The organism is Serratia sp. Je.1.23.a, from assembly GCF_051129805.1.
In the GTDB taxonomy this organism is placed as follows: domain Bacteria; phylum Pseudomonadota; class Gammaproteobacteria; order Enterobacterales; family Enterobacteriaceae; genus Serratia; species Serratia liquefaciens.
Genome location: NZ_JBCPSR010000011.1, coordinates 1 through 24,745 on the forward strand (window position 1 = coordinate 1; position 24,745 = coordinate 24,745).

The 24,745-nt window shown below is 55.7% G+C and carries 21 protein-coding genes and 1 rRNA gene; 4 read left to right on the plus strand and 18 right to left on the minus strand.

The window, feature by feature from the left end; all coding sequences use genetic code 11:
• Positions 1 to 2: 2 nt before the first annotated feature.
• Positions 3 to 118: ribosomal RNA gene (gene rrf, locus AAZT04_RS24690) — 5S ribosomal RNA — on the plus strand.
• A 233-nt stretch (positions 119 to 351) separates the two neighbouring features.
• Positions 352 to 1,662: an MFS family transporter gene (locus AAZT04_RS24695; protein WP_020828328.1), complete on the plus strand. Its 1,311-nt coding sequence runs from the start codon at positions 352 to 354 to the stop codon at positions 1,660 to 1,662.
• 1 nt (position 1,663) lies between these two features.
• Here the strand turns inward: AAZT04_RS24695 and AAZT04_RS24700 are convergent, their stop codons facing one another.
• The 5 genes from AAZT04_RS24700 to trxC form a co-directional block, all read right to left on the minus strand.
• Positions 1,664 to 1,996 carry a YfiM family lipoprotein gene (locus AAZT04_RS24700; RefSeq protein ID WP_020828327.1) on the minus strand — a complete coding sequence of 111 codons (333 nt, stop codon included), beginning with the start codon at positions 1,994 to 1,996 and terminating at the stop codon, positions 1,664 to 1,666.
• A gap of 78 nt (positions 1,997 to 2,074) precedes the next feature.
• Entirely contained in the window at positions 2,075 to 3,430 is a 1,356-nt protein-coding gene (gene pssA, locus AAZT04_RS24705) for a CDP-diacylglycerol--serine O-phosphatidyltransferase (protein ID WP_020828326.1), read from the minus strand.
• 153 nt (positions 3,431 to 3,583) lie between these two features.
• On the minus strand, positions 3,584 to 6,232 hold the full coding sequence (locus AAZT04_RS24710; RefSeq protein WP_122080066.1) for a bifunctional acetate--CoA ligase family protein/GNAT family N-acetyltransferase: 2,649 nt from the start codon (positions 6,230 to 6,232) through the stop codon (positions 3,584 to 3,586).
• 169 nt (positions 6,233 to 6,401) lie between these two features.
• On the minus strand, positions 6,402 to 7,097 hold the full coding sequence (locus AAZT04_RS24715) for a tRNA-uridine aminocarboxypropyltransferase (protein WP_041415643.1): 696 nt from the start codon (positions 7,095 to 7,097) through the stop codon (positions 6,402 to 6,404).
• A 119-nt stretch (positions 7,098 to 7,216) separates the two neighbouring features.
• Positions 7,217 to 7,636 (minus strand): thioredoxin TrxC, encoded by a 420-nt coding sequence (trxC, locus tag AAZT04_RS24720; protein WP_041414882.1) that lies wholly within the window; start codon positions 7,634 to 7,636, stop codon positions 7,217 to 7,219.
• A 208-nt stretch (positions 7,637 to 7,844) separates the two neighbouring features.
• Here trxC and AAZT04_RS24725 point away from each other — a divergent pair, with 208 nt between their 5' ends.
• Entirely contained in the window at positions 7,845 to 8,945 is a 1,101-nt protein-coding gene (locus AAZT04_RS24725; RefSeq protein ID WP_020828322.1) for a tRNA/rRNA methyltransferase, read from the plus strand.
• A gap of 72 nt (positions 8,946 to 9,017) precedes the next feature.
• Here AAZT04_RS24725 and emrB read toward each other — a convergent pair whose 3' ends face one another.
• From emrB to AAZT04_RS24760, 7 genes are all read right to left on the minus strand, one after another.
• Entirely contained in the window at positions 9,018 to 10,553 is a 1,536-nt protein-coding gene (gene emrB, locus AAZT04_RS24730) for a multidrug efflux MFS transporter permease subunit EmrB (RefSeq protein ID WP_020828321.1), read from the minus strand.
• Between the two features lie 17 nt (positions 10,554 to 10,570).
• The gene (gene emrA / locus AAZT04_RS24735) at positions 10,571 to 11,743 is read right to left on the minus strand and encodes a multidrug efflux MFS transporter periplasmic adaptor subunit EmrA (RefSeq protein ID WP_046372788.1); all 1,173 of its coding nucleotides are present in this window, start codon (positions 11,741 to 11,743) and stop codon (positions 10,571 to 10,573) included.
• Positions 11,744 to 11,768: 25 nt separating this feature from the next.
• A complete protein-coding gene (locus tag AAZT04_RS24740) occupies positions 11,769 to 13,220 on the minus strand; it encodes an efflux transporter outer membrane subunit (protein WP_434682136.1) in 1,452 nt (483 codons plus the stop codon).
• 24 nt (positions 13,221 to 13,244) lie between these two features.
• Entirely contained in the window at positions 13,245 to 13,766 is a 522-nt protein-coding gene (gene mprA, locus AAZT04_RS24745; protein WP_020828318.1) for a transcriptional repressor MprA, read from the minus strand.
• Positions 13,767 to 13,925: 159 nt separating this feature from the next.
• Positions 13,926 to 14,279, minus strand: a complete 354-nt coding sequence (gene ygaH, locus AAZT04_RS24750) for an L-valine transporter subunit YgaH (RefSeq protein WP_020828317.1) — start codon at positions 14,277 to 14,279, stop codon at positions 13,926 to 13,928.
• Positions 14,269 to 15,015, minus strand: coding sequence for an AzlC family ABC transporter permease (locus AAZT04_RS24755; protein WP_020828316.1), 747 nt, complete (start codon positions 15,013 to 15,015; stop codon positions 14,269 to 14,271). Before AAZT04_RS24755 ends, ygaH begins: the two co-directional genes overlap by 11 nt.
• A gap of 124 nt (positions 15,016 to 15,139) precedes the next feature.
• Positions 15,140 to 16,339 carry an MFS transporter gene (locus AAZT04_RS24760; RefSeq protein WP_048761032.1) on the minus strand — a complete coding sequence of 400 codons (1,200 nt, stop codon included), beginning with the start codon at positions 16,337 to 16,339 and terminating at the stop codon, positions 15,140 to 15,142.
• Between the two features lie 101 nt (positions 16,340 to 16,440).
• Between AAZT04_RS24760 and AAZT04_RS24765 the strand changes: the two genes are divergently transcribed.
• On the plus strand, positions 16,441 to 17,319 hold the full coding sequence (locus AAZT04_RS24765) for a LysR family transcriptional regulator (protein ID WP_020828314.1): 879 nt from the start codon (positions 16,441 to 16,443) through the stop codon (positions 17,317 to 17,319).
• Between the two features lie 29 nt (positions 17,320 to 17,348).
• On the opposite strand, the gene proX (AAZT04_RS24770) is transcribed toward AAZT04_RS24765, so the two are convergent.
• The 6 genes from proX (AAZT04_RS24770) to AAZT04_RS24795 all read right to left on the minus strand — a co-directional run bounded on the left by proX (AAZT04_RS24770) (position 17,349) and on the right by AAZT04_RS24795 (position 24,476).
• Positions 17,349 to 18,350 carry a glycine betaine/L-proline ABC transporter substrate-binding protein ProX gene (proX, locus tag AAZT04_RS24770; protein WP_020828313.1) on the minus strand — a complete coding sequence of 334 codons (1,002 nt, stop codon included), beginning with the start codon at positions 18,348 to 18,350 and terminating at the stop codon, positions 17,349 to 17,351.
• Between the two features lie 50 nt (positions 18,351 to 18,400).
• Positions 18,401 to 19,396 carry a glycine betaine/L-proline ABC transporter substrate-binding protein ProX gene (gene proX, locus AAZT04_RS24775; protein WP_020828312.1) on the minus strand — a complete coding sequence of 332 codons (996 nt, stop codon included), beginning with the start codon at positions 19,394 to 19,396 and terminating at the stop codon, positions 18,401 to 18,403.
• A 63-nt stretch (positions 19,397 to 19,459) separates the two neighbouring features.
• Positions 19,460 to 20,578 carry a glycine betaine/L-proline ABC transporter permease ProW gene (proW, locus tag AAZT04_RS24780; protein WP_046372791.1) on the minus strand — a complete coding sequence of 373 codons (1,119 nt, stop codon included), beginning with the start codon at positions 20,576 to 20,578 and terminating at the stop codon, positions 19,460 to 19,462.
• On the minus strand, positions 20,571 to 21,773 hold the full coding sequence (gene proV / locus AAZT04_RS24785) for a glycine betaine/L-proline ABC transporter ATP-binding protein ProV (protein WP_434682193.1): 1,203 nt from the start codon (positions 21,771 to 21,773) through the stop codon (positions 20,571 to 20,573). The genes proW and proV overlap by 8 nt, the downstream gene beginning before the upstream one ends.
• A 406-nt stretch (positions 21,774 to 22,179) precedes the next feature.
• Positions 22,180 to 22,866, minus strand: a complete 687-nt coding sequence (locus AAZT04_RS24790; protein ID WP_041415640.1) for a response regulator — start codon at positions 22,864 to 22,866, stop codon at positions 22,180 to 22,182.
• Between the two features lie 11 nt (positions 22,867 to 22,877).
• Positions 22,878 to 24,476, minus strand: a complete 1,599-nt coding sequence (locus tag AAZT04_RS24795) for an ATP-binding protein (protein WP_020828308.1) — start codon at positions 24,474 to 24,476, stop codon at positions 22,878 to 22,880.
• Positions 24,477 to 24,745 lie beyond the last annotated feature (269 nt).

The window sequence follows — 24,745 nt, forward strand, 5'->3', positions numbered from 1 at the left end:
TGCCTGGCGGCAATAGCGCGGTGGTCCCACCTGACCCCATGCCGAACTCAGAAGTGAAACGCCGTAGCGCCGATGGTAGTGTGGGGTCTCCCCATGCGAGAGTAGGACACTGCCAGGCATCAATTAAGCCAAGAGGCCATCCGCAAGGATGGCCTTTTTGCTATGTCCGCTATATAAATATTTGCTGTTATTTCGCCCAATTTTCACGCCAGTCTTCAATGCGCATCACAAAAATCACGCTATATTCTTCGCCCGCTATTTGTTTTAATTGTTAACTCAATATTAACAATTGAGTTACATTTAAACGGCAGGACGCCGACTTCACGGTTTATCTGGCTCGGAGAATAGAAAATGACAGAAACAACCTCGGCCATTGAGGATGGAAATACCGTCGATCCGGCAGTGCAGGACAAAAAGAAACGCATTTTCGCTATTGTTGGCGCTTCATCGGGTAACCTGGTGGAGTGGTTTGATTTTTACGTCTATTCCTTCTGTTCTATCTACTTTGCCGCTTCATTTTTCCCCGCCGGTAACAGCACCACCCAATTGCTGCAAACTGCCGGCGTGTTCGCCGCCGGTTTCTTCATGCGCCCGATCGGCGGCTGGTTGTTCGGTTATATTGCCGATAAGCATGGTCGCAAAAACTCGATGCTGATCTCTGTTTGCATGATGTGTGCTGGATCGCTGGTGATCGCCTGTTTACCGACCTATGAGTCGATCGGCAGTTGGGCTCCGGTGCTACTGTTGGTTGCGCGTCTGTTCCAGGGCCTGTCGGTCGGCGGTGAGTACGGTACCAGCGCCACCTATATGAGCGAGGTGGCAATAAAAGGGCGACGTGGTTTCTATGCTTCTTTCCAGTACGTCACGCTGATTGGCGGCCAACTGTTGGCGTTGCTGGTTCTGGTGGCTCTGCAGCAAATCCTCTCCGCAGAGGAATTAAAAGCTTGGGGCTGGCGTATTCCCTTTGCGATTGGCGCGGTATTGGCGGTAGTGGCGTTATATCTGCGTCGGTCGCTGAATGAAACCTCCGATGCCAAAACCCGTAACCATAAAGATGCGGGTTCACTGAAGGGGCTGTGGAAAAATCGTAAAGCCTTCCTGATGGTGTTGGGCTTTACCGCCGGTGGTTCGCTGAGTTTTTATACTTTCACGACCTATATGCAAAAGTACTTGGTCAATACTTCCGGGATGGACGCCAAGCTGGCCAGCGGCATTATGACCGCTGCACTCTTTATCTACATGCTGCTGCAGCCCTTGGTCGGGGCATTGTCAGACAAGATCGGTCGCCGCAGTTCAATGCTGATTTTTGCCTCGTTGGCGACCTTGCTGACCGTACCTATCTTGCTGACGCTGAAAAATGTCAGCAACCCTTATGCGGCCTTCGGTCTGATTGTGCTGGCGTTATTTATCGTCAGTTTCTATACCTCGATCAGCGGGCTGCTGAAGGCTGAAATGTTCCCGCCGGAGGTGCGTGCGTTAGGCGTTGGTCTGTCTTATGCGGTGGCTAATGCGATGTTTGGCGGCTCGGCGGAATATGTTGCACTGTCGCTGAAGTCGTTTGGCTTCGAAAATGCCTTCTTCTGGTATGTTTCCGGCATGTGTCTGCTGGCGCTGATCGTTTCTCTTCGCTTGCACCGCAAAGGGAAAGAGATCCAGCTGTGAATCAGCGGGTTGCGTGGTAAAGGCTATAGCCGGTCGCTGCTCCCGCGACATCCCAGGCAAAATCTTTCCAACTCCAGCCGGTGCCGCCTTCGCGACTGTCATACAGTTCTTTGGCGGCGCCGAGCCCGATTGAAAACATCAGGCCAAAGCTGCGGCTGCGTGCCTCATTCCAGTTTTGATGATCGCCATAAGCCGCACCGGCAGCAGCGAAAGCCGCAGAGGCGACAAAGTGTTGTGCCTTGTCTTTCCCGGTCCAGCTGTCATTTGCCAGGTGGGTACAGCCGCTGGTGAGCAATAGAAAGGGGAGCACGGCCAGGCAGCGGAGTGGGCGCATAATGAAAACATCCTGTTGTCATGACACATAAAAACCCCGGCATAGGCCGGGGTCTGCGATAGCTAAATTATAGCGGGATTACAGTATACGGCTAATCAACCGGTCAATACGGATACGGCGCAGACGGCGGATCAGCTTGCGTACTTTGATCGGGTACTGCTGGATGCTTTGCAGTTCCAGGTAGTTCCCCACCACGGTGGTATGAGTGCGGATGCACTCCAGCTCTTTATGCCGTTGCTCACGCATCTCCTGCTTGGGATCGTGGATCAGAATGGCATTCTCCAGATCCAGTCGCCATGCGCGCGGATTGAGGTTATTACCGGTAATCAACTGCCATTCGTCATCCACCCACATGCCTTTCAGGTGGTAGCTGTTATCGCCGTCTTTCCACAGGCGAACAATCAGTTGGCCGGTATCGACATAGCGCTGCAGGCGGCTGAGGAAACGCCGCAGGTTGATTTCGTACAGATAAGGCAGGGCGCCGATAATCTTGAACGGCTGATCTTCCGGAATATAGAAATCATTGGCGGTTTTGTCGCCCACAATGATTTCCACCTGTTTGCCCTGGCGCAGCAGATAGATGATATTGCGCACCAGCAGAGCCGGCAGGTTGAAGTAAGGGGTGCACAGCGTCAGTTTCTGATCGGCACAGGACATAAGATGGTGAATGGTTTTATTCAACACGCTTTGCTTACCCAGCCCAACCAGCGGCGTTACCGCCAGCTCATCGTTGCCCGCCTGGTTGCGAAACTGATAACCGGCTCGGCGCAGACCGAAACGAAATAGGCGAGTTTCGTTTTTGATCTCCGGGCTCTTGGGACGATCGTCACGATCCAAACGTTGCACGGCACCGGCGGTCAGCAGGTGCTGCTTGATGTAATCGATCATGGTATTGGCCAATTCGCCATTGGTGATCAACTGGTAACGATCGTAGCGGTATTTCTCATGCTGATGCAGGTAAACGTCATTGATGCTGGCACCGCTGTAAACCACGGTATCGTCGATCACAAAACCTTTCAGGTGCAACACGCCCAGGGCTTCGCGGGTATTCACCGGCACGCCGTAGATTGGCACGGCAAGCTCTGGGTGCTGGTCTGCCATTGAGCAATACCAATCGGCGTTGGTATTGGCGGCCGCGGCGCCGATGCGCCCACGCTGGGCACGATGCCAGTCGACCAGAATGCAAATCTCCAGCGCCGGGCACCGCTGCTTGGCTTGATAAAGCGCGTTGAGAATATCGCGTCCGGCGTCGTCATGCTCCAGATACAGAGCGACCAGATAAATGCGTTGGGTGGCGTTAGCGATCAATTCCAGCAGCGTGGCACGGTAATCAGACGGTGTGTACAAAGTACGTACATCAGCTACCGTCTGGGGGAGTTTGGGCAGTTGTGCAAGGTGTTGTTGATGTTTGCTACGTTTAAATTTTGACAACATCACAGTGCGCTTCTTCTCTCATGATTAGATGGCCGGAACGCCAAATACGGGAAAACAGTAAATCGAATAATCGGGCGATAATACCACTAGTTGTCCCGATTGTGCGTATGTTTTGGCGTTAAGTGGTGGATACGTAGCGCATTGCGACACAGGTCACTGCGCTTCTTCCGCCTGCAGCGGCAGGGTCAAATTGACGATACCGTCCTCAAGCTGCACATCGATGCCAAAGCCCAGCCGTTGCGCCAGCGCTATCATTCCGCGGTTATTAGGCATGGTGATGCCGGTCAGGCGAGCCAACCCGTGGGCGCGGGCATAGGCAATCATTTTTTCCAACAGTTGGCGCCCCAAACCGAGCCCTTTCAAATCTGAACGCACCAACACGGCAAATTCCGCGTCGGTATTATCCGGGTCGGAGAGAGCACGTGTTACGCCAATGATTTGGTCATCTCGCACCGCGACAAAAGCCATCTCCCGATCGTAGTCGATCTGCGTCATGTTAGCCAAATCGTCATGGGTAAACTCGTTGATCTCACTGAAGTAGCGATAGTAGAGATCTTCCTTGGTCACGCGATCGATAAAGTGTTTCAGCGCGGGTTCATCTTCCGGCAGGATTGGCCTGAACAGGCATTGCGAGCCGTCTTTCAATCCGATGGTTTCTTCCAGCTCATGAGGGTAAGGACGGATCGCCAGCCGTGCCTGCGGATCACCTTCGAACGGAGCAAGCTGCATGGAAACGTCGAGCAGGGTGAATTCGCTGCCAGAGGCCAGAACCGGATGGATATCCAGACGGGTAATTTCCGGGCAGTCGAGGATCAGATTGGACACCTGCACCAGCAAGCGGCTCAGTCCAGGGATATCCAGCGGTCGTAAAGCGCTGCGGCCGCGAATTTTTCCGCCTTTCACCGCCTGCAATACCAGATAACGCGCCAGCGCCATATTCAGCGGCGGCAGCGCTACGGCGACCTGATTTTCCTGGCGCCATTCGATACCGCCTTCACCCAGCATGATCAGCGGGCCGAAAATGGCATCTTGCTCCACCGCGATACGAAGCTCCTGCGCTCCGGCGCGGTTGGCCATGCTCTGAACCAACAGGCCGTGAATGCGCGCTTGTGGATAGGTACGTTTAACGCGGTCGAGAATTGCCTCAGCGGCGCGTTGTACCTCGGTAGCGGTGCGCAAATAGAGCATTACGCCCTGAACTTCAGACTTGTGCGGAATATCGGGGGAGCGCAGCTTCAGGGCCACCGGATAGCCGATTTGCTCGGCAATATGCACGGCTTCGGCGCTGTCTTCGGCAATCCAGGTAGGCAGCGTCGTCAGGTCATAGGCCTTTAGAATCGACTGTACCTCGTGGGTATCGAGCTGCGTTGCGCCTTCCGCCAGCGCCTGCTGAATCAATCGGTGAGCGTCGGCGGTGTTGGCCGTCAGACCGACCGGAAGCGCCGGGGTTTCTTTAAGCTGTTTCTGATTACGGCGATATTCCACCATATGCATAAATGCGGTTACTGCACCTTCCGGCGTTCGGTAGGTGGGAATACCGGCTTCGGTAAATAACCGGCGGGCTTCTTGCGAAGAGTATTCGCCGCACCAGTTGGTCAGCAAAGTCACGCGTTTGCCACGCGGGTGCTGACGCACGGCCTCGATAATACGTTCGGCGGTCAGGGTGCCTGGGGCTGCCGCGCTAGGTGCGTGGATCAGCAATAAAGCGTCGTAGTCGTGGCTGTCGAGCAGGGTCTTGACCGCCGCCAGATAGCGCTGCGGTGTTGCATCGTCTCGCAGGTCAATCGGGTTGCCGGCGCGTATAAAGTCGGGCAAGGCGTCACCCAACTGCGCCAGGATCTCGTCTCCCAGCGGCGCCAGCTTGCCGTTGCGCCCCAACAGTTCATCCAACGCCATTGCCGCCGGTGCCGCACCGTTGCTGACGATCATCAACCGCTCTCCGCGCAGCGGATGCATATGGCTCAGCGTTTCCACTGCCGAGAACAGCTCGTGGGTATCCTGTACGCGCAGTAAACCGGCGCGTTGGATTGCGGCATCGTAAGCGGCATCCAGCCCCTGCTGACTGTTTAGCAACAGCTGGGCCTGCTGACTGCGTCCGCTTTTGACCACCAGAATGGGTTTGTTGCGCGAAGCACTGCGCGAGGCAGATAAAAAGCGGCGCGCATCGCTGATGTTTTCCAGATACAGCAGGATGGCGCTGGTTTTACTGTCGCGTGCCAGAAAATCCAGCAGGTCGTCGACGTCAATATCCAGGCTGTCGCCCAGCGCGATAAAATAGGAAAAGCCGACTTCGCGTTGCTGTGCCCAGTCGAGAATGGTATTGGCCACCGCGGCGGACTGGGAAATAAACGCCAGCTTGCCCTTCAGGATCGGTACCGGCGAGAAACTGGCGTTGATGCCTTGCCAGGGGGCCAGCAGGCCCAGGCTGTTCGGCCCCAGCAGGCGCATCGAATAACGCTGCGCGCAGGCTTTCAGCTCGGCGAACTGTTCTGGCGGCGAGGAGAGCACAATGGCCGTTTTGCAGCCGCGTTTGCCCAAATCCTCAATCAAGGCCAGATTGCGATGCGCATGGGTACACAGTATGGCCAGATCGGGGCTGAGCGGCAGGCTGGCGACGTCCGGGTAGGCCATGACTCCGCATACCGCCTTATAACGCGGCGTGACGGGCATGACCGGCCCGTTGAAGCCGCCGGCCAGCAGGTTGCTCATCATCAGGTTGCCGGCGCGGCCAGGCTGCTGTGAAGCGCCGAGAACAGCAATCGATTTAGGACGTAAAAGCGCTTCTAACCCTCGCTGGCTCATGCACGGCTCCTTTATATCCGTTATCCTTCAAAAGACAGGGGTGTTGGCTGCCCTCTCTCACCCTGGCCACTTAGTTAACTAAGCTCCCTGGGATGCGTTCAGTTGCCGCCTACCTGTCTTTCGAATGCTATTGGCTATAGGCAACGTTACCGACTTGATTCTAGGCGTTTTACAACGGCTTTGCTGTGACCGGTGCCTCCGGGCGAGTAGGTTTCCCTGCCAGATACTGTTGACGGAAGTAGCGAAAATGCTCAGCCAGGCCGTCGGCCGCGGCGGTATCACCGGCCTGTTGCAACAGCGCTGTCGCCACTTCCGCGGTGCAGTGCTGCTCTGTGCGGCTGGCTTCACGCAGTTGGTAATTTGAGGCGGCGGTAACATTGAGCGAAAACACCGGAAACTGATTGAGGTACGGGCTTTTGCGGAACATCTTGCTCGCCTCGGTCCAGGTGCCGTCGAGCATAATAAACAGCGGCGGTTTGCCACCGACGGGCAGTTCGCTGAATACCGGTCGTTCAGGGGCGGCATAAGATGCGGGAAACACCACGTAAGGCTGACGTTCGGGATCGTTAATCGCCGCCAGCAGGCCAGGGTCAACCTCGGTACGTGACCAAAGAAACGCCTGGGTGTCCGGCAGAATATCGGCGATCAATCTGCCGGTATTGCTTGGTTTGAGCGGTTCTGCGCCAAACATGATCAGGCAAAAACGGCTGGCGGCCGGCTGCGGCTGGATAGTGTCACACAGGCAATTTTTTTGTGGCAGCAGACACCCCTGACAACGCGTAATGCGGTTGCCACGCGCCAGAAAAGGGCGGGTTGATCGTTCCAGGCGAAACTGGCGCAGGCGAAGTACGGCGTTGTCGGTCATAAAGATCCCGGGGAAAAAACGCCATTGTAACGCAGAAAAAAGCCCGACGGGAGCGTTCGGGCCGGTTTGAAATGCGGCGGTGTCATTCACAATGGGCAACACCGCCTGGACTTTCTGCGTTAAACTAGTTCATTGAGCCAGTTATCAAACGGCGTTTTCGGCATGGCGCCATTGAGCATGTCGACCATTTTTCCGTCGCGGAAGAGCATAATGGTCGGGATGCTGCGGATGCGGAAACGGGCGCTCAGTTCCGGTTCAGCCTCGGTATTCACTTTTACGAAGCGGACTTTACCGGCGCGCTCTTCGGCAACGTCTTCGAAGATCGGCGCAAAGCTGACGCAAGGGCCACACCACGGTGCCCAAAAGTCGACCACCACCGGCAGGCCATCCTGCAGCAGCGCGTCCAGTGTCGCGGCGGTGGCATTGATCACTTCACCGTCAAAAAGCGCATGGCCGCAACGGCCGCATTTTGCGCCGTCAGCCACACGATCTTCAGGTACGCGGTTGGTGGCATTACAAGCGGGACAAACTGTATTCATGATGACCTCGGATACTGGGAAAGCACGACATACCGCATTCGGGTTGCGGAGATGTATCTTTAATGCTGCTTATTATCGTTAAAAGCGCGTCAATGAACAAAGAGGTTTGTTCAATGAATACGATAGTTGTTAGCTTTTAGCGCAAGTAGGTGGCTTAGCACCCCAACATCAGGTAATCTTCGCGCCCTGCGCGTTGGTGGAGAAGAAAATGAACGATTCATTTAGTGGCAAGAACGGTAAAGTTAAAGTGATGTACGTCCGCAGTGACGACGACAGTAACGGCGACGACCGTAACAAGAATAAGCGTCCGGCCGGCAAAGGCCGTCCGGCAGACGGTGCTCGCTCTTCGGGCCGTACCGGTCAGGACAAGCCGCGCGGTAACAACGATCGCCGTGGCTCTGGCTCTGATTCCCGCCGCAGTGAAAGCGATCGTCCTCGCCGTCCAGCGCGTACTGAAGACCGTGGCGGTTATGATTCGCCATGGAAAACCGTTTCTCGTGGTCCGGAAGAAGAGCCGGCGTTCGATCACGGTGGCATCAGCGGCAAAAGCTTTATCGATCCAGAGCAACTGCGTCGCCAGCGTGCGGAAGAAACCCGCGTGTACGGTGAAAACGCCTGTCAGGCGCTGTTTGCCAGCCGTCCGGACGCGATCGTCCGCGCCTGGTTCGTGCAGTCGGTCACGCCGCGTTTTCGTGAAGCGCTGCGCTGGATGGCAGCCAACCGCAAAGCCTACCACGTGGTAGATGAAGAAGAGCTGGCCAAAGCGTCCGGCACCGAGCACCACGGCGGCGTATGCTTCCTGATCAAAAAACGTCAGGGCCTGGATGCGCAAACCTATCTGAAAGAAGCACCGGCGAAAGACTGCGTGCTGGCATTGGAAGAGGTGGGCAACCCGCACAACCTGGGCGCTATCGTCCGTTCTTGCGCACACTTTGGCGTGAATGGCGTTCTGTTGCAGGATCCGGCATTGCTGGAGTCCGGTGCGGCGGTACGTACCGCAGAAGGCGGCGCGGAACACATCAAGGCGATCAGCGCAGATGACTTCCTGTCGGTGCTGGATACTTTCCGCAAGGCCGGTTACGCCATCGTGACCACATCTAGCCATAAAGGCACCCCATTGGCACAGGCTAAGCTGCCGGCCAAAATGGTGCTGGTGTTGGGGCAGGAGCGTGATGGCCTGAGCGACAGCGCCTGGCAGCAGGGTGATATGAACGTGTCTATCGGCGGTACCGGCAAGGTAGAAAGCCTGAACGTATCAGTCGCGACCGGCATTTTGCTGGCCGATTGGTGGCGTCAAAACCAGGCTTAATATCCGTCGCCTGGCTGCAACGATATAAATAAAAAACGGGCGCCTCTGGGCGCCCGTTTTGCTTTCTCTGGTTTAGTGAGCGCCGCCGCCCCCACCGCCGGAGCTGAACGGCGGTTTCGCCACCCAGACCAGCACCAGCAGGATCAGGAACACCCCGGCCGACAGCCAGAAAATCTCGTTGGCGGAGATAATCAGCCCCTGCGCGGTGATCTCGTTGGCGATGTAGGCCGAGGCCTGCTGCTTGCTCATGCCAATTTGTTCCAACTGTCGGTACATCTCTTGCGACTGCGGGTTGTAAGGATTCACAAACTCCGTCAGCTGCGAGTGATGCTGCGATTCTCGCTGGGTCCACAAGGTCGTGGTGATCGATGTCCCGATCGACCCCGCCAGTGTTCGAGTAAAGTTCGACAGGCTCGATGCCGCCGCCATGCGCTCCGGCGGCAGGCCGGACAGCGTAATGGTGGTCAATGGCATAAAGAAGCAGGCGATGGCGAAGCCCTGAATAAACTGCGGCCAGGCCGAGGCGCCAAAGTCCATTCCCGGTTCAAAGGTATAGGCGCGCCAGTAGAAGCACACCGCATACATAATGAAACTGAAGGTCACCAATCGTCTCATATCGAGCCGGTTGCCGAACTTGCCGATGATCGGCGACAGCAATACCGGTATCAACCCGACGGGCGCCGAAGCCAGCCCTGCCCAGGTGGCGGTATAGCCATAAACCTCCTGCAGCAACTGCGGCAATAGCACAATGGCGCCGAAGTACAGCATGTAGGCCAGGCTGATACACAGGCAGCCGACGGTAAAGTTGCGCGATTTGAACAGTGACAAATCCACCACCGGATGGTCGTCCGTCAGTTCCCAGACAATCAGGAACAGCAGCGCCACCACCGCCACCACCGTCAGAACGATGATCTCGGTCGAGTTGAACCAGTCGAGCTCCTTGCCCTGATCGAGCATCACCTGCAACGACCCTATACCGACGATCAGCAGCACCAGACCGACGGTATCGATCGGTTTGATCTCGGTTTTGGTTTCCCTGCCTTTCAGCGTTGACATCGCCACCAGGATCACCACGGCACCGATCGGGATGTTGATGAAGAAGATCCAGCCCCAGTGATAGTTGTCACTGATATAACCGCCGAGGATAGGCCCGAAAATGGGCGCAACGATCACCGTCATCGACCATAGTGCCAGGGCCATCGCTCGCTTGGCGGGCGGATAGTTGTTCAGCAACAGACTCTGCGACAGCGGGATCAACGGCCCCGCGACCACACCCTGGATCACGCGGAAGAAGATCAGCATGCCCAGACTGTTGGAAATGCCGCACAGCCAGGAGGCGAGTACGAACAGCGCGGTGGACCAAAGGAACAACCGCACTTCACCGATGCGCTTTGCCAACCAGCCGGTGATCGGGATGGAAATGGCGTTCGCCACGCCAAACGAGGTGATCACCCAGGTTCCCTGCGAGTTGGAAGACCCGAGGTTACCCGCAATCGTTGGGATCGCCACGTTGGCAATGGTGGAGTCCAGCACCTGCATAAAGGTCGCCAGGGCAAGCGCGACCGTCATCCAGGCGAGCTGAGCGCCTTCAAGCGGTTTCTGTGCCAAGGTAGCCTCCCGCGCGCTTAACCGGCATTCGCATGGATCACGTCGGCGATCATTTGGTTAACCGGTGCCAGGTTCAACGCCAGGGCGTCGCTTTGGTACAGCGGTTTGTCGCGCACCACGTCAGACAGCACGCGGCCGTCCAGATTGGTGGTGTCAACTTTAACCAGGGTCGACAGACCGATACGCAGCGGATGATCGGCGATTTGCTTGGCGTCCAGTTCTATACGTACCGGCAGACGCTGAACCACTTTGATCCAGTTACCGGTGGCGTTCTGCGCAGGCAGCAGTGAGAAGGCGCTGCCGGTACCCATATCGATACCGACCACTTTACCGTTGTACACCACGTCATCACCGTAAATGTCACTGACTACGGTAGCCGACTGGCCGATACGCATATTGGCGATTTGGGTTTCTTTGAAGTTGGCATCAACCCAGATGTGATCGGCTGGCACCACTGCCATCAGCGGGGAACCGGCGGCGATTTGCGCGCCAACCTGTACGCTGCGGCGTGAGACATAACCGGTGATCGGGCTGATGATTTTGGTCCGTTGCAATGCCAGCCAGGCGTCACGCATTTGCGCTGCGGCCTGTTGAATGGCTGGCTGCTGCTCCAGCGGGGTATTCAATACCATCGCCTGGTTAGCGTTGTATTGCTGCACCGCCACTTCCAACGCCGCCTTGGCGCTGTCGACTGCATCGCGAGCATGTTGCAGCTCTTCACGGCCGATAGCGTCAACGCTGCCGAGCACGACGCGGCGTTTCAGATCGTTTTCAGCCTTGCTCAGGTCAGACTTGCGCAGGGCAATATTGGCCTGATACTGCTTGCTGTTGATGATCAGCTGGTGGGTCTGACGCACGCTATTGGCCAGGCCGGTTTTGGCGCGTTCCAGCGCCTGTTCGGCATCGGTCGGATCAAGGGTAATTAACACGTCACCCTGTTTCACATAGTCGGTATTGTCGAAGTTGACGCGGTTAACGCTGCCGTTCACCTGGGCCATGATCTGGACCTGGTTACCGGAAACATAGGCGTCGTCGGTTTCCTGATGATGACGTAACACCAGGAACCAATAGACTAAATATGCCACCCCAATAACGATGAAAATAACCGTCAGCAGCAGCAGCCAAAATTTACGCTGCTTCTTTTTACCTGCCGGTTGCTGCGGGTTTTGAGTCTCCGCGCTTGCGCTCATGGTGTTCTCCAAGCTCTCTATTTTATTATGCTTTTGAACCCGTAGCGGCCGGGGCCTGATAGCCACCGCCCAGCGCACGGATCAGTCCTATCTTCGCCTGCAGCAAATTGCTGCTGGCATTCAGTTCCGCCTGCTGCTGCTGCAAAAGCTGCGTTTGGCTGGTCAACAACTGGTCGCGCCCGATAATCCCTGCCTGGTATCGAGCGTTAGCGACGCGGTACACCTGTTGCATCGATTCGGACGCAGATGCCGCCTGCAGCTGCTGTTGCGCAGTGCTTTGTTGGACGGTGATGGCATCGGCGGTTTCCTGCACGGCATTCAGGATGGTTTGGTTATAGGACTCCACCGCTTGGTCATACAGCGCGGACTCCTCACCCAGCTTGCTGCGCAGCGCACCGGCGTGGAAGATCGGCAATGAAATTGCCGGCATCACGTTCCAGGCCTGGCTGGCCGCTTCAAACAGATTCGGGCTGGTCCCACTGGTGTTGGTGGTGGTCAGGCCGGCAAAGGCTGAAATGGTCAGGCTGGGGTAAAATTCTTTACGGGCGGCGCTGACGCGCTGGTTATAGGACTCCACCAACTGGCGCTGTGCGGCGATATCCGGACGTTTACCGAGCAGATCGGCGGTCAGTTCACCTTTTGGCGCCATTAAATTGCTGGCGGGAAGGGCCACCGGGCGCAGGTGCTGCATGGCGTTCGGGCCCTGGCCTGCCAATGCGGCCAGTTGGTGTCTGAGCTGTTCAATCTGCGATTGCAGTTGCAGGATCTGTTGCTTGGCGCCGTCGGCTTGCGCCTGGGTTTGTTGCGGAATATCAACGCCGGTGATGCCGGCTTTGTATTGCTGTTGGCGCAAGTCCGCCAGGCGTTGGTTGTTGTCCACTTCCTGCTGCAACAGCTTTTCCAGCGCGAAATTGCTTTGTAACTGGTAATAGGCGGAGGCTACCGAACTGGTCAGCGTCAACGCGGCCTGTTCCTGCTCGGCGCGGGCCGCATCGACCTGTGCCTTGGCGGCGTTGACCTGGTTGCGGTATTTGCCCCACCAGTCGAATTCATAGGCCAGGTTCAGTCCCAGCGAGTTGGAGGTTTCGTAGATCGGTTGATGAGGATACCCCAGCCCCAGGTTCACGTTTTGCGGCACTTTCTGGCGGTTGCTGCTGGCGTTGAGATCCAGATTCGGCCCGTTGGCGGCGCTGGCTTCCCCCATTACGCTTTGTGCTTCGCGTACGCGTGCCGCTGCCTGTCGCAGCGAAGGGGAGCTTTGCAGCGTCTGGGTCATCAGCGCGTCAAGTTGCTGGTCGTTAAGCGCGCGCCACCACTGCGGGCTGACGTTCAACGAGCTGACCTTCGGCTGCGCAAGCTGCAGAGCCTGCGGATCCATCAGGGTGGATTGCGGGGCAATATTATCGGTAGACGCACACCCGGCCAGCAGTAATACGGCGAACAGTGGGGTGAATCTCCAGTTAAATGGGGATCGCATAGTATGTATGTACCTGAACAGAAATTATTGGGATAACTGTTCTGTAACTTCCATCTGGTCCAGGCGCGTCAACAGCTTACGCGTCAGCTTTTCAAGCTGTTGCTGTTCATCATCGTTCAGCGTGGACCACAGGAAATGCAGACACTTGTGCTGCGGTGGCAGCAATTGATTGAGAAACTCTTCTCCCTGCGGCGTCATGTGCAGGTGCAGGCAGCGACGATCGTTGTCGCTTTCACGGCGTTCAATCCAACCGCGTTTCTCAAGTTCGTCGGCAATGCGCGTGGCATTGGTCCGTGACGAGCCCAGGGCAGAGCTTAGCTCAGAAGGCTGAATGCTGTGGCTTTCCTGCGCATCCAGGGTAATCAGCGCCATAAACAATGTTTCGTTAATCCCTTGTGCTTTCAGCATTTTATTGCGATTTTCCAGCAGCTTGCTTTGCATGTGCATGCACAGGCGGGTCAGCAGGATTTCCTGATAAGGGAAATCTTTCTGACGCTTGGCGCGGAAATTAAGCATTTGTTCAATGGGAGCAAACGAGCTTTCCATAATTTTGGGCCTCATTAGTTTCGTCCGAGATAGTAACGATAGTGATTAATAATGTAAATGTTCAGCAGGGTGATTAATTTAGCAATTCGTGTCATTTGTCAGCGGATTGTCAATAAACCCACTTTAAGCAAAAGGGTTAATGCGACGTGCTGCCTAAGATTAAAGGTTACCCTGACTGAAAATCATAAATAACTTTAATGTAATGCCAAAGGATGCCGCGCCAATCAGCGTCGACAAAATGATGCTTTTGGTTCGGTAAAAACACAGGCCCAGCGCGGCGAAACCGACCAGAGTGGGCCACAGCTTGTCCGGTTCACGCATCACTACCGGGGTGCTAGAAACCACCAGCAACGCGCAGATTGAGGCGATGCCGATGCTGTCGAGTAACAGTGCGGTTTTACCGCGTTTGATTCCCGGTTGTGCCCGCGCAGGCGCCAAACGCAAGGGTAAGTAGCGGAACAGATAATTAGCACAGCCGACCACCAGGCCGATCACCAGCACATCAGTGTTCATCAATGGACTCCGTTGCTGTGGGTTGGAACAGGGCTGCGATACAACCGGCGCTGATGCCGGCCAAAATGGCCACTGGGATAGAGAACAGCACTACGCCAAGCAGCGCACCGGCCAGCGCGGCGGCAATGGTCAGGCTTTGCGGACGTTTGAATGCCGCCAGCAGGAAGCTGAGGAACAGCGCCGGCAACATAAAGGATAATGAGGCTTCAATCACCGGGAACTGCTCTAGTGGCCCATTGCCGAACACGGCACCCAGCGCGGTGCCTGCGACCCAAGACAGCCAGGAGCATAGCGAGATGCCGATCATCCAGTTCTCGCTCCAACTGCGATTATTGCGCATCAATTTAGCGGTGGCCGCGGCGAACACTTCATCAGTCAGGCCAAAGGCCCAGAGCGCAGTTTTGCCAGCCGACATGCGCGAGACGATGCGGTGGCGCAAAGCAGGACCATACAACAGGTGCCGTATATCCATTGCCATCACGGTCAGCGCGGAAACCCACAGTGACATACCGGCGCTTAACAAGGCGGTGATCACGAACTGGCTGGCGCCCGCATAGATGATGCAGGAGAAGAAAATGCTCTCTAGCGGGGAGAACCCCAGCTTAACGGCGCTAAGGCCAAACGCAAAAGCCACCGGCACATAGCCGATAACGATCGGTAAACTGTCGACAATGCCGTGGGTGAAGGTGGAACTGACGGCTGGGGGATTGATACTTTCTGCAGCTTGGCTTTGCATAATGTATTTGAATCGCAGGGTATATAGGGAACCAATAGTTTATCCCCAGAACATTACCAGAGAGTAAGTAATGTTTATACCCTGCGCCGCTAATAAATTTCCGCTATGACTATTCGCTTGCTAATCAGATGGCCGCCGGTCCCTGGGGATCATGACGCTTGCCCAACCACCAGGTGAGCAGGTTAAACAGGCACAAAATGCCCCCTGCTGCAGCGACCCCTGTCCACCCCGCGTGCTGATAGGCTGAGGCAGACAGCAGCGAACCCAGAGCGCCGCCGATAAAATAGCTGGTCATGTAGCCGGCCGTCAGGCGATTGCGCGCTTCCGGCATAATGCGATAAATCACGCTCTGGTTGGTAACGTGTACGGCCTGCACGGCCAGATCGAGGATCAGAATGCCGACGATCAGGGCCCACAGCGATTGTTTAGCGAAAGCGATAGGTATCCACGACAGCAGCAGCAGTACCAGGCCTACCGTAGTGGTTAATCCCGCCTTGCCCTGATCCGCCAAATGCCCGGCACGGGAGGCGGCCAACGCTCCGGCGGCCCCTACCAGCCCGAACAGGCCGATGACCCCTTCGGAATAACCAAAAGGCGGGGCCGCCAACAGGAAGGCCATTGAGGTCCAGAGCACGCTGAAGTTGGCAAAAGACAGCGCACCGAGCACTGCACGGGTTCGCAGCAGCGGTGAACCGCAAAACAGGGTGAAAATAGACTTCAGCAACTGAGGGTAATTCAGTCCGGAGTGCTGTTTGTAACGTGGCAGCGCGCGCCACAAGATCAACGCCATCAGGATCATCAGCACGCTGGCCACCCAGTAAATGGTGCGCCAACCGCCGATTGAAGCCAGTGCACCCGCTACGGTACGTGCCAACAGAATGCCCAGCAGCAGGCCGCTCATAATGATGCCAACGGTTTTCCCGCGTTTTTCCGGGTGTGCCAACGTAGCGGCCAACGGCACCAAAATTTGCGCCACTACCGAGAACAACCCGGTGAGGGCCGTCCCCAGGATCATCATCGGCAGCGTGGTGGAGCTGGCGGTGATCAGCATGCCTCCGGCGGCCAGCAGCGTCATAAACACGATCAGCCCACGACGTTCAAACATATCGCCGAGCGGCACCAGCAGCAGCAGGCCTACGGCGTAGCCCATTTGGGCGGCGGTGACGATAAAACCGGCCTGATTGACCGATAGCCCAAAGTTTTGGGCGATGGTTTCCAGCAGTGGCTGCGCGTAGTAGTTACTGGCGACGGCCAAACCGGTGGCGATGGCGATCAGCACAATCAGTGCCGGGCTGAGACCTGGAGGTGAATTTTGTTGGCTCATTGGTTTCAATCACAAGAAAAAGTGGTGCAAGTATCGGGCAGGACAGCGGGTTAAACCAATGTATAATTTTCATCTGATTAATCTCATTTAGAGATAAATGAATGAACCTGAAACAGATTCGTTTTGCGCTGGCGGTTGCCGAAGAGCAGAGTTTTACCCGGGCGGCGCAGCGCTGTCATACGGTGCAATCGGCGCTCAGCCACCAGATCGCCAAATTGGAAGAGGAGCTGGGCTGTGCATTGTTTGAGCGTACTTCGCGCCGGGTCAGGTTGACCACCGCCGGGCAGGCATTTATTCAACCGGCGCAGCGACTGCTGGCGGCAAAACAGATGCTGGTGGAAGAGGTTGTCGCCGCCAGCGGCACGGTTTCCGGTACCCTGACCATCGGCACAATTTCCACCATAAACGCGATTGATCTGACCGAAAAATTGGGTAACTTTCACCGCCATTATCCCGCAGTGAATATCCGGCTGTACGTGGGCATGAGTGAAGAGTTGTTGGAAGACGTTCGTCAGCAAAAGACCGATGTGGCGTTTGTCGGCCTCTGGCCGGGGGATATCGATATGCTGCCGGTGTCCCATCGGCAACTGACCGACGAGCCACTGGTGGCGTTGGTGTCACCACAACACCCGTTAGCCAGTCGGGAACGCGTGAATTTGCAAACCTTGTCGGAAGTGCCGCTGGTGGACTTTTACAGCGGGACCGGTGCCCGGCGCCAGACCGACCGCGCGTTTCAGGCGGCAGGCATCAAACGTCACGTCAGTTTTGAGATTGACCATATCGAATGGCTGGAGAATTTGGTACGCCGTGGGTTGGCGACGGGCATTGTGCCGATTTCGACGGCGCAGCGCTTGAGCACGCTGGTGTCGATTCCGATAGAAGATGGTCCACGGCGTCAGGTGTACTGTGTTTGGCCGCAGCCGCTGCCACGGACCGCCGAGCGTTTTTTACAGTTTAGCGGGATTGAAATCAGCGAATAGGGCGCGACAGGCTGCCGCGCCCAGGGTAATTATTTCTTCGCGGCTTCCGCGGCGGTTTTCACCCAGCCGTCGAAGGTGGCCTGATGCGCCTTGATCCAGCCATTTACATGGTTTTGGATATCGGCTTCGGAGGCCTGGCCTTCATGCATCCGCAGGTTCTGCGCATTCACGTCGGCAATCGGCAGCTTCATGATGGCAAACAGCTTGGCGGCCGCCGGGTTGGCTTCGGCCCACTGCTTGTTGGCGGCGATGCGCATGGTGTTGACCGGGAAACCATAGTTGGCGCCGTTAGGCAGCTTGGTATCGAGGTTTTTCTGCTCGCCCGGCATGGCGGAGAACGGCACCTGCAACCAAACAACGTCGCGGCCCGGCACCAGCACGTCACTCACCCAGTACGGCGTCCAGGTGTAGTACAGCACCGGCTTACCTTCTTTGTAGCGAGTAATGGTATCGGCAATCATCGCCGCGTAGTTGCCCTGGTTGTGCTCGACGGTTTTCTCCAGGCCGTAGGCTTTGATGTGATGGTTAATGGCCGCCTCGCAGCCCCAGCCTGGCGTACAGCCGGTCAGGTCGGCCTTGCCGTCGCCATTGGTATCGAACAGCTTGGCAATATTGGGATCTTTCAACTGTTCAACGTTGGTGATGTGGTATTTATCGGCGGTTTTCTTGTCGATCAGATACCCCTGTGCCGCCCCGTTGACGTAAACCCCTTCACGGTAAAATTTGGCGTCACCGCCTGCGGCCTTGTATTGATCGGCATGCAGCGGATCCCAGTTTACCGCCAGGAAGGTCGCGTCGCCGGAGGCGATGGAGGTGTAGGCAACGTTGTAGTCCACTTCCCGGGTGTCTTTAACGTCATAGCCCAGCTTTTCCAGCGCCTTGCTGACCAGCAGCGTCTGGAAGGTCTCTTCTGAAATGGTGCTTTGCACCGGTTGAACGGTGACGCCTTTACCGGGCAAGTCGGCGGCGGAAACCGCCTGTGAGCTAATCAGTGTGGTAAGGGCAACCGCCCAGATTCCTGTAGTGCGCATAGTGAAATACCTTTTTATGTTATGAAGCCGGGATTTCCGGCACCCTGGGATTATTTCGCTGCTGCCGCAGCCGTAGTGATCCAGCCGTCAAAAGTGGCCTGATGCGCTTTGATCCAGCCGTCTACGTGACGTTGTATGTCGGCGGCGCTGTTCTCGCCTTTGTGCATGCGCAGGTTCTGCGCGTTCACGTCCGCCAACGGCAGTTTCATGATGGCGAACAGTTTGGCGGCGGCCGGGTTAGCCTCGGCCCATTGCTTGTTGGCGACGATATGTTCGTTGTTGACGGAAAAGCCGTAATTTTTGCCGTTCGGCAAGGCGGTATCGTTATCTTTCAACGAACCTGGGCTGGCGGAGAACGGCACGGTTAACCAAACCACATCACGACCCGGCGCCAGTTCGTCGCTCACCCAGTACGGCGTCCAGGTGAAATACAGCACCGGTTTACCCTGTTTGTAGCGAGTCAGGGTGTCGGCGATGATGGCGGAGTAATTGCCCTGGTTTTGAGTGACGGTGTCGCTCAGGCCATAGGCTTTGATATGGGTGTTAATGACGTTGCCGCACACCCAGCCCGGTTCGCAGCCGGCCAGATCGGCCTTGCCGTCGCCGTCGGCATCGAACAACTTCGCCAGCTTGGGATCTTTTAACTGGGAGATATCGCTGATGTGGTATTGATCGGCGGTTTTCTTGTCGATCAAATAACCCTGGGCCGCATTGGTGATATAGGCCCCCTGACGATAGAATTTCTTGTCGCCGCCGGCGCTTTGGTACATGTCGGTTTGCAGCGGATCCCAGTTCACCGCCATGTAGGTGGCGTCGCCGGAAGCGATAGAGGTGTAGGCGATATTGTATTCCACCTCGTCGGTAGGCTGGACGTCATAGCCCAGCTTGACCAGGGCGCGGTTGACCAATTCGGTCTGGAAGCTTTCTTCGGCGAGGGTGCTTTGCAACGGTTTTACCGTGACGCCTTTGCCGGGTAATTCGACGGCGAACGCCTGTGTGCTTAGCAATGAAGTCAGGGCCAGAGCCCAAATTCCTGTCGAGCGCATAGTGGTTCCTTCGTTTTTATAAATGCTGTCGGTACCCCCGACGTTTGGCCGGGGGCAGGGCGATTAAGGCTTTTTGATGAAGGGCCGGGTGACTAACCCGATCGGTCCGTGAGCATACCAACGGCCGATGCCTTTGCTGCGGCGATCGCGCCCCAGCGATTGGGTGAGGCGGTCGAGAATAATCGCCAGGATCACGATACCGACCCCGCCAACGGCGGCCAGCCCCATATCCAGACGACCGATACCGCGCAATACCATCTGGCCCAGGCCGCCAACGGCGATCATCGAGGCGATAACCACCATCGACAGCGCCAACATCAGCGTTTGGTTTACGCCGGCCATAATGGTTGGCATTGCCAGTGGCAGTTGCACTTTAAACAGCAGTTGGCGCGGGCTGGCACCAAAGGATTCGGCGGCTTCGATCAGATCCTCAGGCACTTGGTTAATGCCCAGAATGGTCAGTCGCACGATCGGCGGCAGCGCAAAGATAATGGTTACCACCACCCCCGGCACGTTACCGATACCGAACAGCATGACGATCGGCACCAGATAGACGAAGGCCGGCGTGGTCTGCATGGCGTCGAGCAGTGGCCGGATCACCTTGCCGGCATGTTTGCTGCGCGCCAGCCAAATGCCGAGCGGCAGACCGATGACGATACAGAAGAACAGGGCGGTCAGGACCAGCGCCAGGGTCACCATGGCTTGCGACCAGGCGCCAATCGCGCCAATGGCAATCAGCGAGACCAGCGTCGCAGCACCCATACCAAGGCTGGAGAGCTGCCAGGCAATCAGCGAGAACAGCAGAATGGCGATCGGGGCAGGCATGCCGAGCAGCAGCTGCTGAAAGCCGCTGAGAATAAAATCGACCGGTACGCGAATGCCCTGAAACAGCGGGCGAAAGTGCAACACCAGCCAGTCGATACCGTGGGTCACCCAGGAGTCAAACGGCACCCAGGTTTTGTGGAACGGATCCAGCAGGCTGAAATGTTCCTGTTGGACCGGTGCGCTGTTAAGCCAGTCGGCACCCTGAGCGGCCTGATTGGCGGCGTCATGGGTTTCCGGTGGCGGTGCGCTGGACCAGGCATCGCCGGCGGGCGCTGACGAGGTTGCGGCGTCAGTCGCCGGTGCGGCGCTGGGGTCGGCAGGCGCAGTCGCCCATGGATCCTGTGTAGTGTCACTCATTCGCTGGGCCCTCTTTATCTAAGGCCTGCAACAGCATGGCCTTGGAAATAATTCCGATATAGTTATTTTCTTCGCAGACCACGGGGACCGCACAGGGCGCCAGGGCAACCAATGAAATCAGTTCGCTCAGCGGCATGTCGGCCGGGACCGGGGCAGGGGCTTCCAGCAGGGCGTCATCCAACGTCTGGTTGGCCGCCAGCGCCTGCTTGAGTGAATCTACCGACACCACGCCGATAAATTTCTTCCCGCGTTCAATAACATAACCATAATCGCGGTCTTCATCGCGCAGCAGCTGCAGTGCTGAACGCGGACCAAAACCGGGGGTTTTGCGAATAAGGGCGACAGGACGACGCTGGGCTATATCCTTGGCGCTGAAAACGTGGCTGATATCGACGCCACGGAAGAAGGTGCGGACATAATCGTTGGCCGGATTATTTAATATTTCCTCCGGCGTACCGACCTGAATAACCTCTCCGCCTTGCATAATGGCAATACGATCGCCAATACGCATTGCCTCATCCAAATCATGGGAAATAAAGACGATGGTGCGCTGATGCTGGGCCTGTAATTTGACCAGTTCATCTTGCATCTCGGTACGGATTAATGGATCCAGCGCCGAGAAGGCTTCATCCATCAATAATATGTCCGGATTATTCGCCATGGCACGGGCTAATCCCACGCGCTGACGCATCCCGCCGGAAAGTTCATCGGGATAAGAATAGGCATAATTCTCCAGCCCGACCTGACGTAATGCTTCCAGGGCTTTTCCCTGGCGCTCCTGCGGTGGAATGCCGGCCAATTCCATACCGAACGCGGTGTTATTCAATACATTCATATGCGGCATTAAAGCGAATGATTGAAACACCATGCTGATCTTATTACGGCGTACGGCGCGCAGTGCGCTGTCGGATATTTTAGATATATCCTCGCCATCAATCAGCACCTGACCGCGGGTGGGTTCTATCAGACGATTGAGAAGGCGTACCAGGGTAGATTTTCCAGAACCGGAAAGCCCCATGATGACAAATATCTCGCCTTCTTCAATGGCCAGAGAGGCGTCTTTTACGCCCAGTGATAATCCGGTTTTTTCAAGCAATTGGTCTTTTGTCAGGCCTTTTTCAATCAGTTTGAAAGCGCGATCCGGATGTTCGCCAAATATCTTATACAGGTTCTTTACTTCGAGTTTAATTGCCATGCAATTTGCTGTTTCCTCTGATGAATTATCAAACGATAAAAATTTCCCAATAGAAAATAATAGTCCCCTATACCCTAACACAGTGAATATCTGAGACAACCCTCAATGTCCTATGAATGGGATATTGACGATTTACATCAAGTTTTCGATTAGTTATGGTAATGAGGTGAGTGCTCAATTATCAGTGGCTGATATTTCCGATAAACGGTTGGTTTTAAGTAAGAATAATCCGTTCTGATTATTGCTGTTATTTGCCTGCCCAAGCCTGTTTTCGGACAATAAAAAACCCGACCAGAGGCCGGGTAAAAGTCATCAGTATTTCATCAATTTTCAACGACAGGTGCCGATATCGAGGGGATATCGCCGAAGTTATATTACCCCTTAAATATGACAGCCAGATGGCAGTTTATGCCTTGCGATACAGACGCCGCGGATGACCAATATTGCCGTACATCATTTCGACGCGCACAAACTGGGTGGCGACGCAGTATTCCAGATAACGTCGGGCCGTGGTTTTGCTGATCCCGACCTGTTCGACCACGTCTTCTACCGCATGCGCGGCTTCCGGTTGCTTGATAAACAGCGCCTGCACCAGCTCCAGCGTGTTGGTTTCTATGCCTTTGGCGCTGGGTTCGCTGGAGAACTGCTTGGATTGCAGGTTATACAGCGCGTCGACGTTGCTTTGGTCGATTACCTTGAAGGTGCGCTGGGTTTGCACAAACTGCATAAAGCGCTCCAGTGAGTTGCGCAGCCGCTTGTAGGAGACCGGTTTAATGATGTAATCGAAGGCGCCATTGCGGATCGCCTGGCTGCAGGTATTCATGTCGCTGGCGGCGGTAATAAAAATCACTGAACAGCCGGGGTTTTTCACCGCCGCTTCTTCCATCAGTTCAATGCCCTGGCCGTCAGGCAAAAAATTGTCCAGCAGGATCAGCCGTGGCTGGTGGGCATTGACTTTGACTCTGGCCTCGGCCAGCGTGGCGGCATAAGCCACCACCCGCAGAGCAAAGTTCTGCTCAATAAATTCCGCGTGCAGCGTCGCCAGCTGTGGCTCATCTTCCACGATCAAAACGTCCAGTGCTTCTGGTTGCATCATTCGGGTGCTCAAGATTGTTTAGGGATAAACAAAGAAAAAATAGCGCCGTGCGGATCGTTGTCCGACACTTCTATGCTGCCGTGCGCCTGCGCCACGTGGCTGGCAACCAGGTGCAGGCCGATGCCGTGGTCACCCTTGTCATCTTTGGTGGTGACGCCCTGTTCGAACAGCGTATCGCGCACCTCAGGGGCAATACCGGTGCCGCGATCGGCCACTTCAATCACCAGTTCATTGCTGCTGTCGCTGATATAAAGTTCTACCGCCTCATAGGGCGCGCCGTAATGCAGCGTAGCGTCTACCGCATTATCCAGCAAATTGCCGATGATCGACATCAATTCGGTTTCATTCAATGCCGCCGGGATCTGCCGCAGCTGGCAGGCCGGGTCGAAGCGAAGCTCCACGCCTTTTTCCTTCGCACTGGAGTATTTGCCCAGCAGCAGGCCGCATAATGCCGCCGAACTGAAACGCTGTGAGATAAAGTCGAGGATCTCCTGAGCACCTTCCGATTGCGCCTCCACATAGCGGATGGCCTCGTCGTAGCGTTGCATATGCAGCAGGCCGGCGAGGGTGGCGGTCCAGTTCAGCTGTTCGTGGCGCATGATGCGCAGGTTGTCGGCATAGCGCTTCACCTGGCTAAGCTGGCTGCTCAGGGTGTTGATGTCGTTTTTGTCGCGGAAGCTGATCACCCAGCCCTGCAGCTCTTCTTCCTGCATGATGCGTACCCGGCTGGCGATAACCCGGACATGGTTGAAGCGACAGACCTCGTCATGGGTGTCATGCCCTAACTGTGAGGCGCCGAAGAAATCCGGCTGGGATTGGATCACCTCACCGATTTCTCTGCCCATCAGGGCGGCGGCGGGCTGACGCAAATCCAGCAGTTCGCGGGCCGCGTGGTTAATGGTGATGATCCGCAACTGAGGATCGACGGCAATCACCCCTTCATAGATAGCTTCCAGCAACGCTTTCTGTTGGCGTACCAACAGGGCAATTTCTTTCGGTTCCAGCCAGAACATTTGGCGTTTTAAATTCTTCGATAACAGCCACGAAAATACGAACAGCGCGATTAATAAAAGCACTATCGACCCAAGAATTTGCGTCAGAGTTCTGGAGTTTAAATTGTCGATATGTGATTTGAGATAACCCACCGAAACAATGCCGATGACGTTATTATTTTCGTCCAAAATGGGCGCTTTACTGCGCAATGAAATGCCGATGCCACCTTTGCGAATGGAAATAATGCTTTTGCCTTCGAGAACCTCTTTATTATCGCCGCCGACCATCGGCGTGCCGATACGGTTGGCATATTCAGAGTGATAAAGATGCCGGGTTTGCTTATCGCCGATAACGATATAGCTGGCATCGCTGCTGGCGCGAATTTTCTTCATTAGCGCTGCAATTTTAACCGGGTCTTTTTTTTCCACTGCGGTGATCAGGGAAGGGATCAGGGCAATCTCTCGGGCCTGCACCTGCGCTCGTGCACCGAGGTCGCGGTGCAGTTGCGCATCGAGCTGGTAGTAGGTGTAAGCACCAATAAACGTCAACAGCAGGCAGGAGAAGGCAACCAGGCACAGGAATAGCTTGATTTGAAACGAGAGTTTTATACGCATGACCGGGGTTCGCCCTGATAAATCCTGAAGGCTTACCCTATCATGAGTGGCCGTTAATGTAATATTGCGCCGGATCAACTTGTGATCGCAGCCACGGGATTATTCTTGTCGGGGTGGTTAATGCAGCAGCTGCAATAAAACTGATAATTCTTAAAGTAAAAATAACGTTAACACCATTAAAACCACGGCAGATTTCACATAATCCTAATTAACACCATAGAAACCATAACCACCATTAAAAACCCTTTTTAACTTTGAACAAAATCACA

Bases quoted from the DNA above. Each gene is read 5' to 3' on its own strand.
- AAZT04_RS24740 (WP_434682136.1), bottom strand. From the start codon at position 13,220: ATGCGATCCCCATTTAACTGGAGATTCACCCCACTGTTCGCCGTATTA.
- trxC (WP_041414882.1), bottom strand. From the start codon at position 7,636: ATGAATACAGTTTGTCCCGCTTGTAATGCCACCAACCGCGTACCTGAA.
- AAZT04_RS24715 (WP_041415643.1), bottom strand. From the start codon at position 7,097: ATGACCGACAACGCCGTACTTCGCCTGCGCCAGTTTCGCCTGGAACGA.
- AAZT04_RS24795 (WP_020828308.1), bottom strand. From the start codon at position 24,476: ATGCGTATAAAACTCTCGTTTCAAATCAAGCTATTCCTGTGCCTGGTT.
- proX (WP_020828313.1), bottom strand. From the start codon at position 18,350: ATGCGCACTACAGGAATCTGGGCGGTTGCCCTTACCACACTGATTAGC.
- AAZT04_RS24695 (WP_020828328.1), top strand. From the start codon at position 352: ATGACAGAAACAACCTCGGCCATTGAGGATGGAAATACCGTCGATCCG.
- AAZT04_RS24725 (WP_020828322.1), top strand. From the start codon at position 7,845: ATGAACGATTCATTTAGTGGCAAGAACGGTAAAGTTAAAGTGATGTAC.
- AAZT04_RS24710 (WP_122080066.1), bottom strand. From the start codon at position 6,232: ATGAGCCAGCGAGGGTTAGAAGCGCTTTTACGTCCTAAATCGATTGCT.
- ygaH (WP_020828317.1), bottom strand. From the start codon at position 14,279: ATGAACACTGATGTGCTGGTGATCGGCCTGGTGGTCGGCTGTGCTAAT.
- mprA (WP_020828318.1), bottom strand. From the start codon at position 13,766: ATGGAAAGCTCGTTTGCTCCCATTGAACAAATGCTTAATTTCCGCGCC.
- AAZT04_RS24765 (WP_020828314.1), top strand. From the start codon at position 16,441: ATGAACCTGAAACAGATTCGTTTTGCGCTGGCGGTTGCCGAAGAGCAG.
- emrA (WP_046372788.1), bottom strand. From the start codon at position 11,743: ATGAGCGCAAGCGCGGAGACTCAAAACCCGCAGCAACCGGCAGGTAAA.
- pssA (WP_020828326.1), bottom strand. From the start codon at position 3,430: ATGTTGTCAAAATTTAAACGTAGCAAACATCAACAACACCTTGCACAA.
- AAZT04_RS24755 (WP_020828316.1), bottom strand. From the start codon at position 15,015: ATGCAAAGCCAAGCTGCAGAAAGTATCAATCCCCCAGCCGTCAGTTCC.
- proX (WP_020828312.1), bottom strand. From the start codon at position 19,396: ATGCGCTCGACAGGAATTTGGGCTCTGGCCCTGACTTCATTGCTAAGC.
- proW (WP_046372791.1), bottom strand. From the start codon at position 20,578: ATGAGTGACACTACACAGGATCCATGGGCGACTGCGCCTGCCGACCCC.
- AAZT04_RS24760 (WP_048761032.1), bottom strand. From the start codon at position 16,339: ATGAGCCAACAAAATTCACCTCCAGGTCTCAGCCCGGCACTGATTGTG.
- AAZT04_RS24790 (WP_041415640.1), bottom strand. From the start codon at position 22,866: ATGCAACCAGAAGCACTGGACGTTTTGATCGTGGAAGATGAGCCACAG.
- proV (WP_434682193.1), bottom strand. From the start codon at position 21,773: ATGGCAATTAAACTCGAAGTAAAGAACCTGTATAAGATATTTGGCGAA.
- AAZT04_RS24700 (WP_020828327.1), bottom strand. From the start codon at position 1,996: ATGCGCCCACTCCGCTGCCTGGCCGTGCTCCCCTTTCTATTGCTCACC.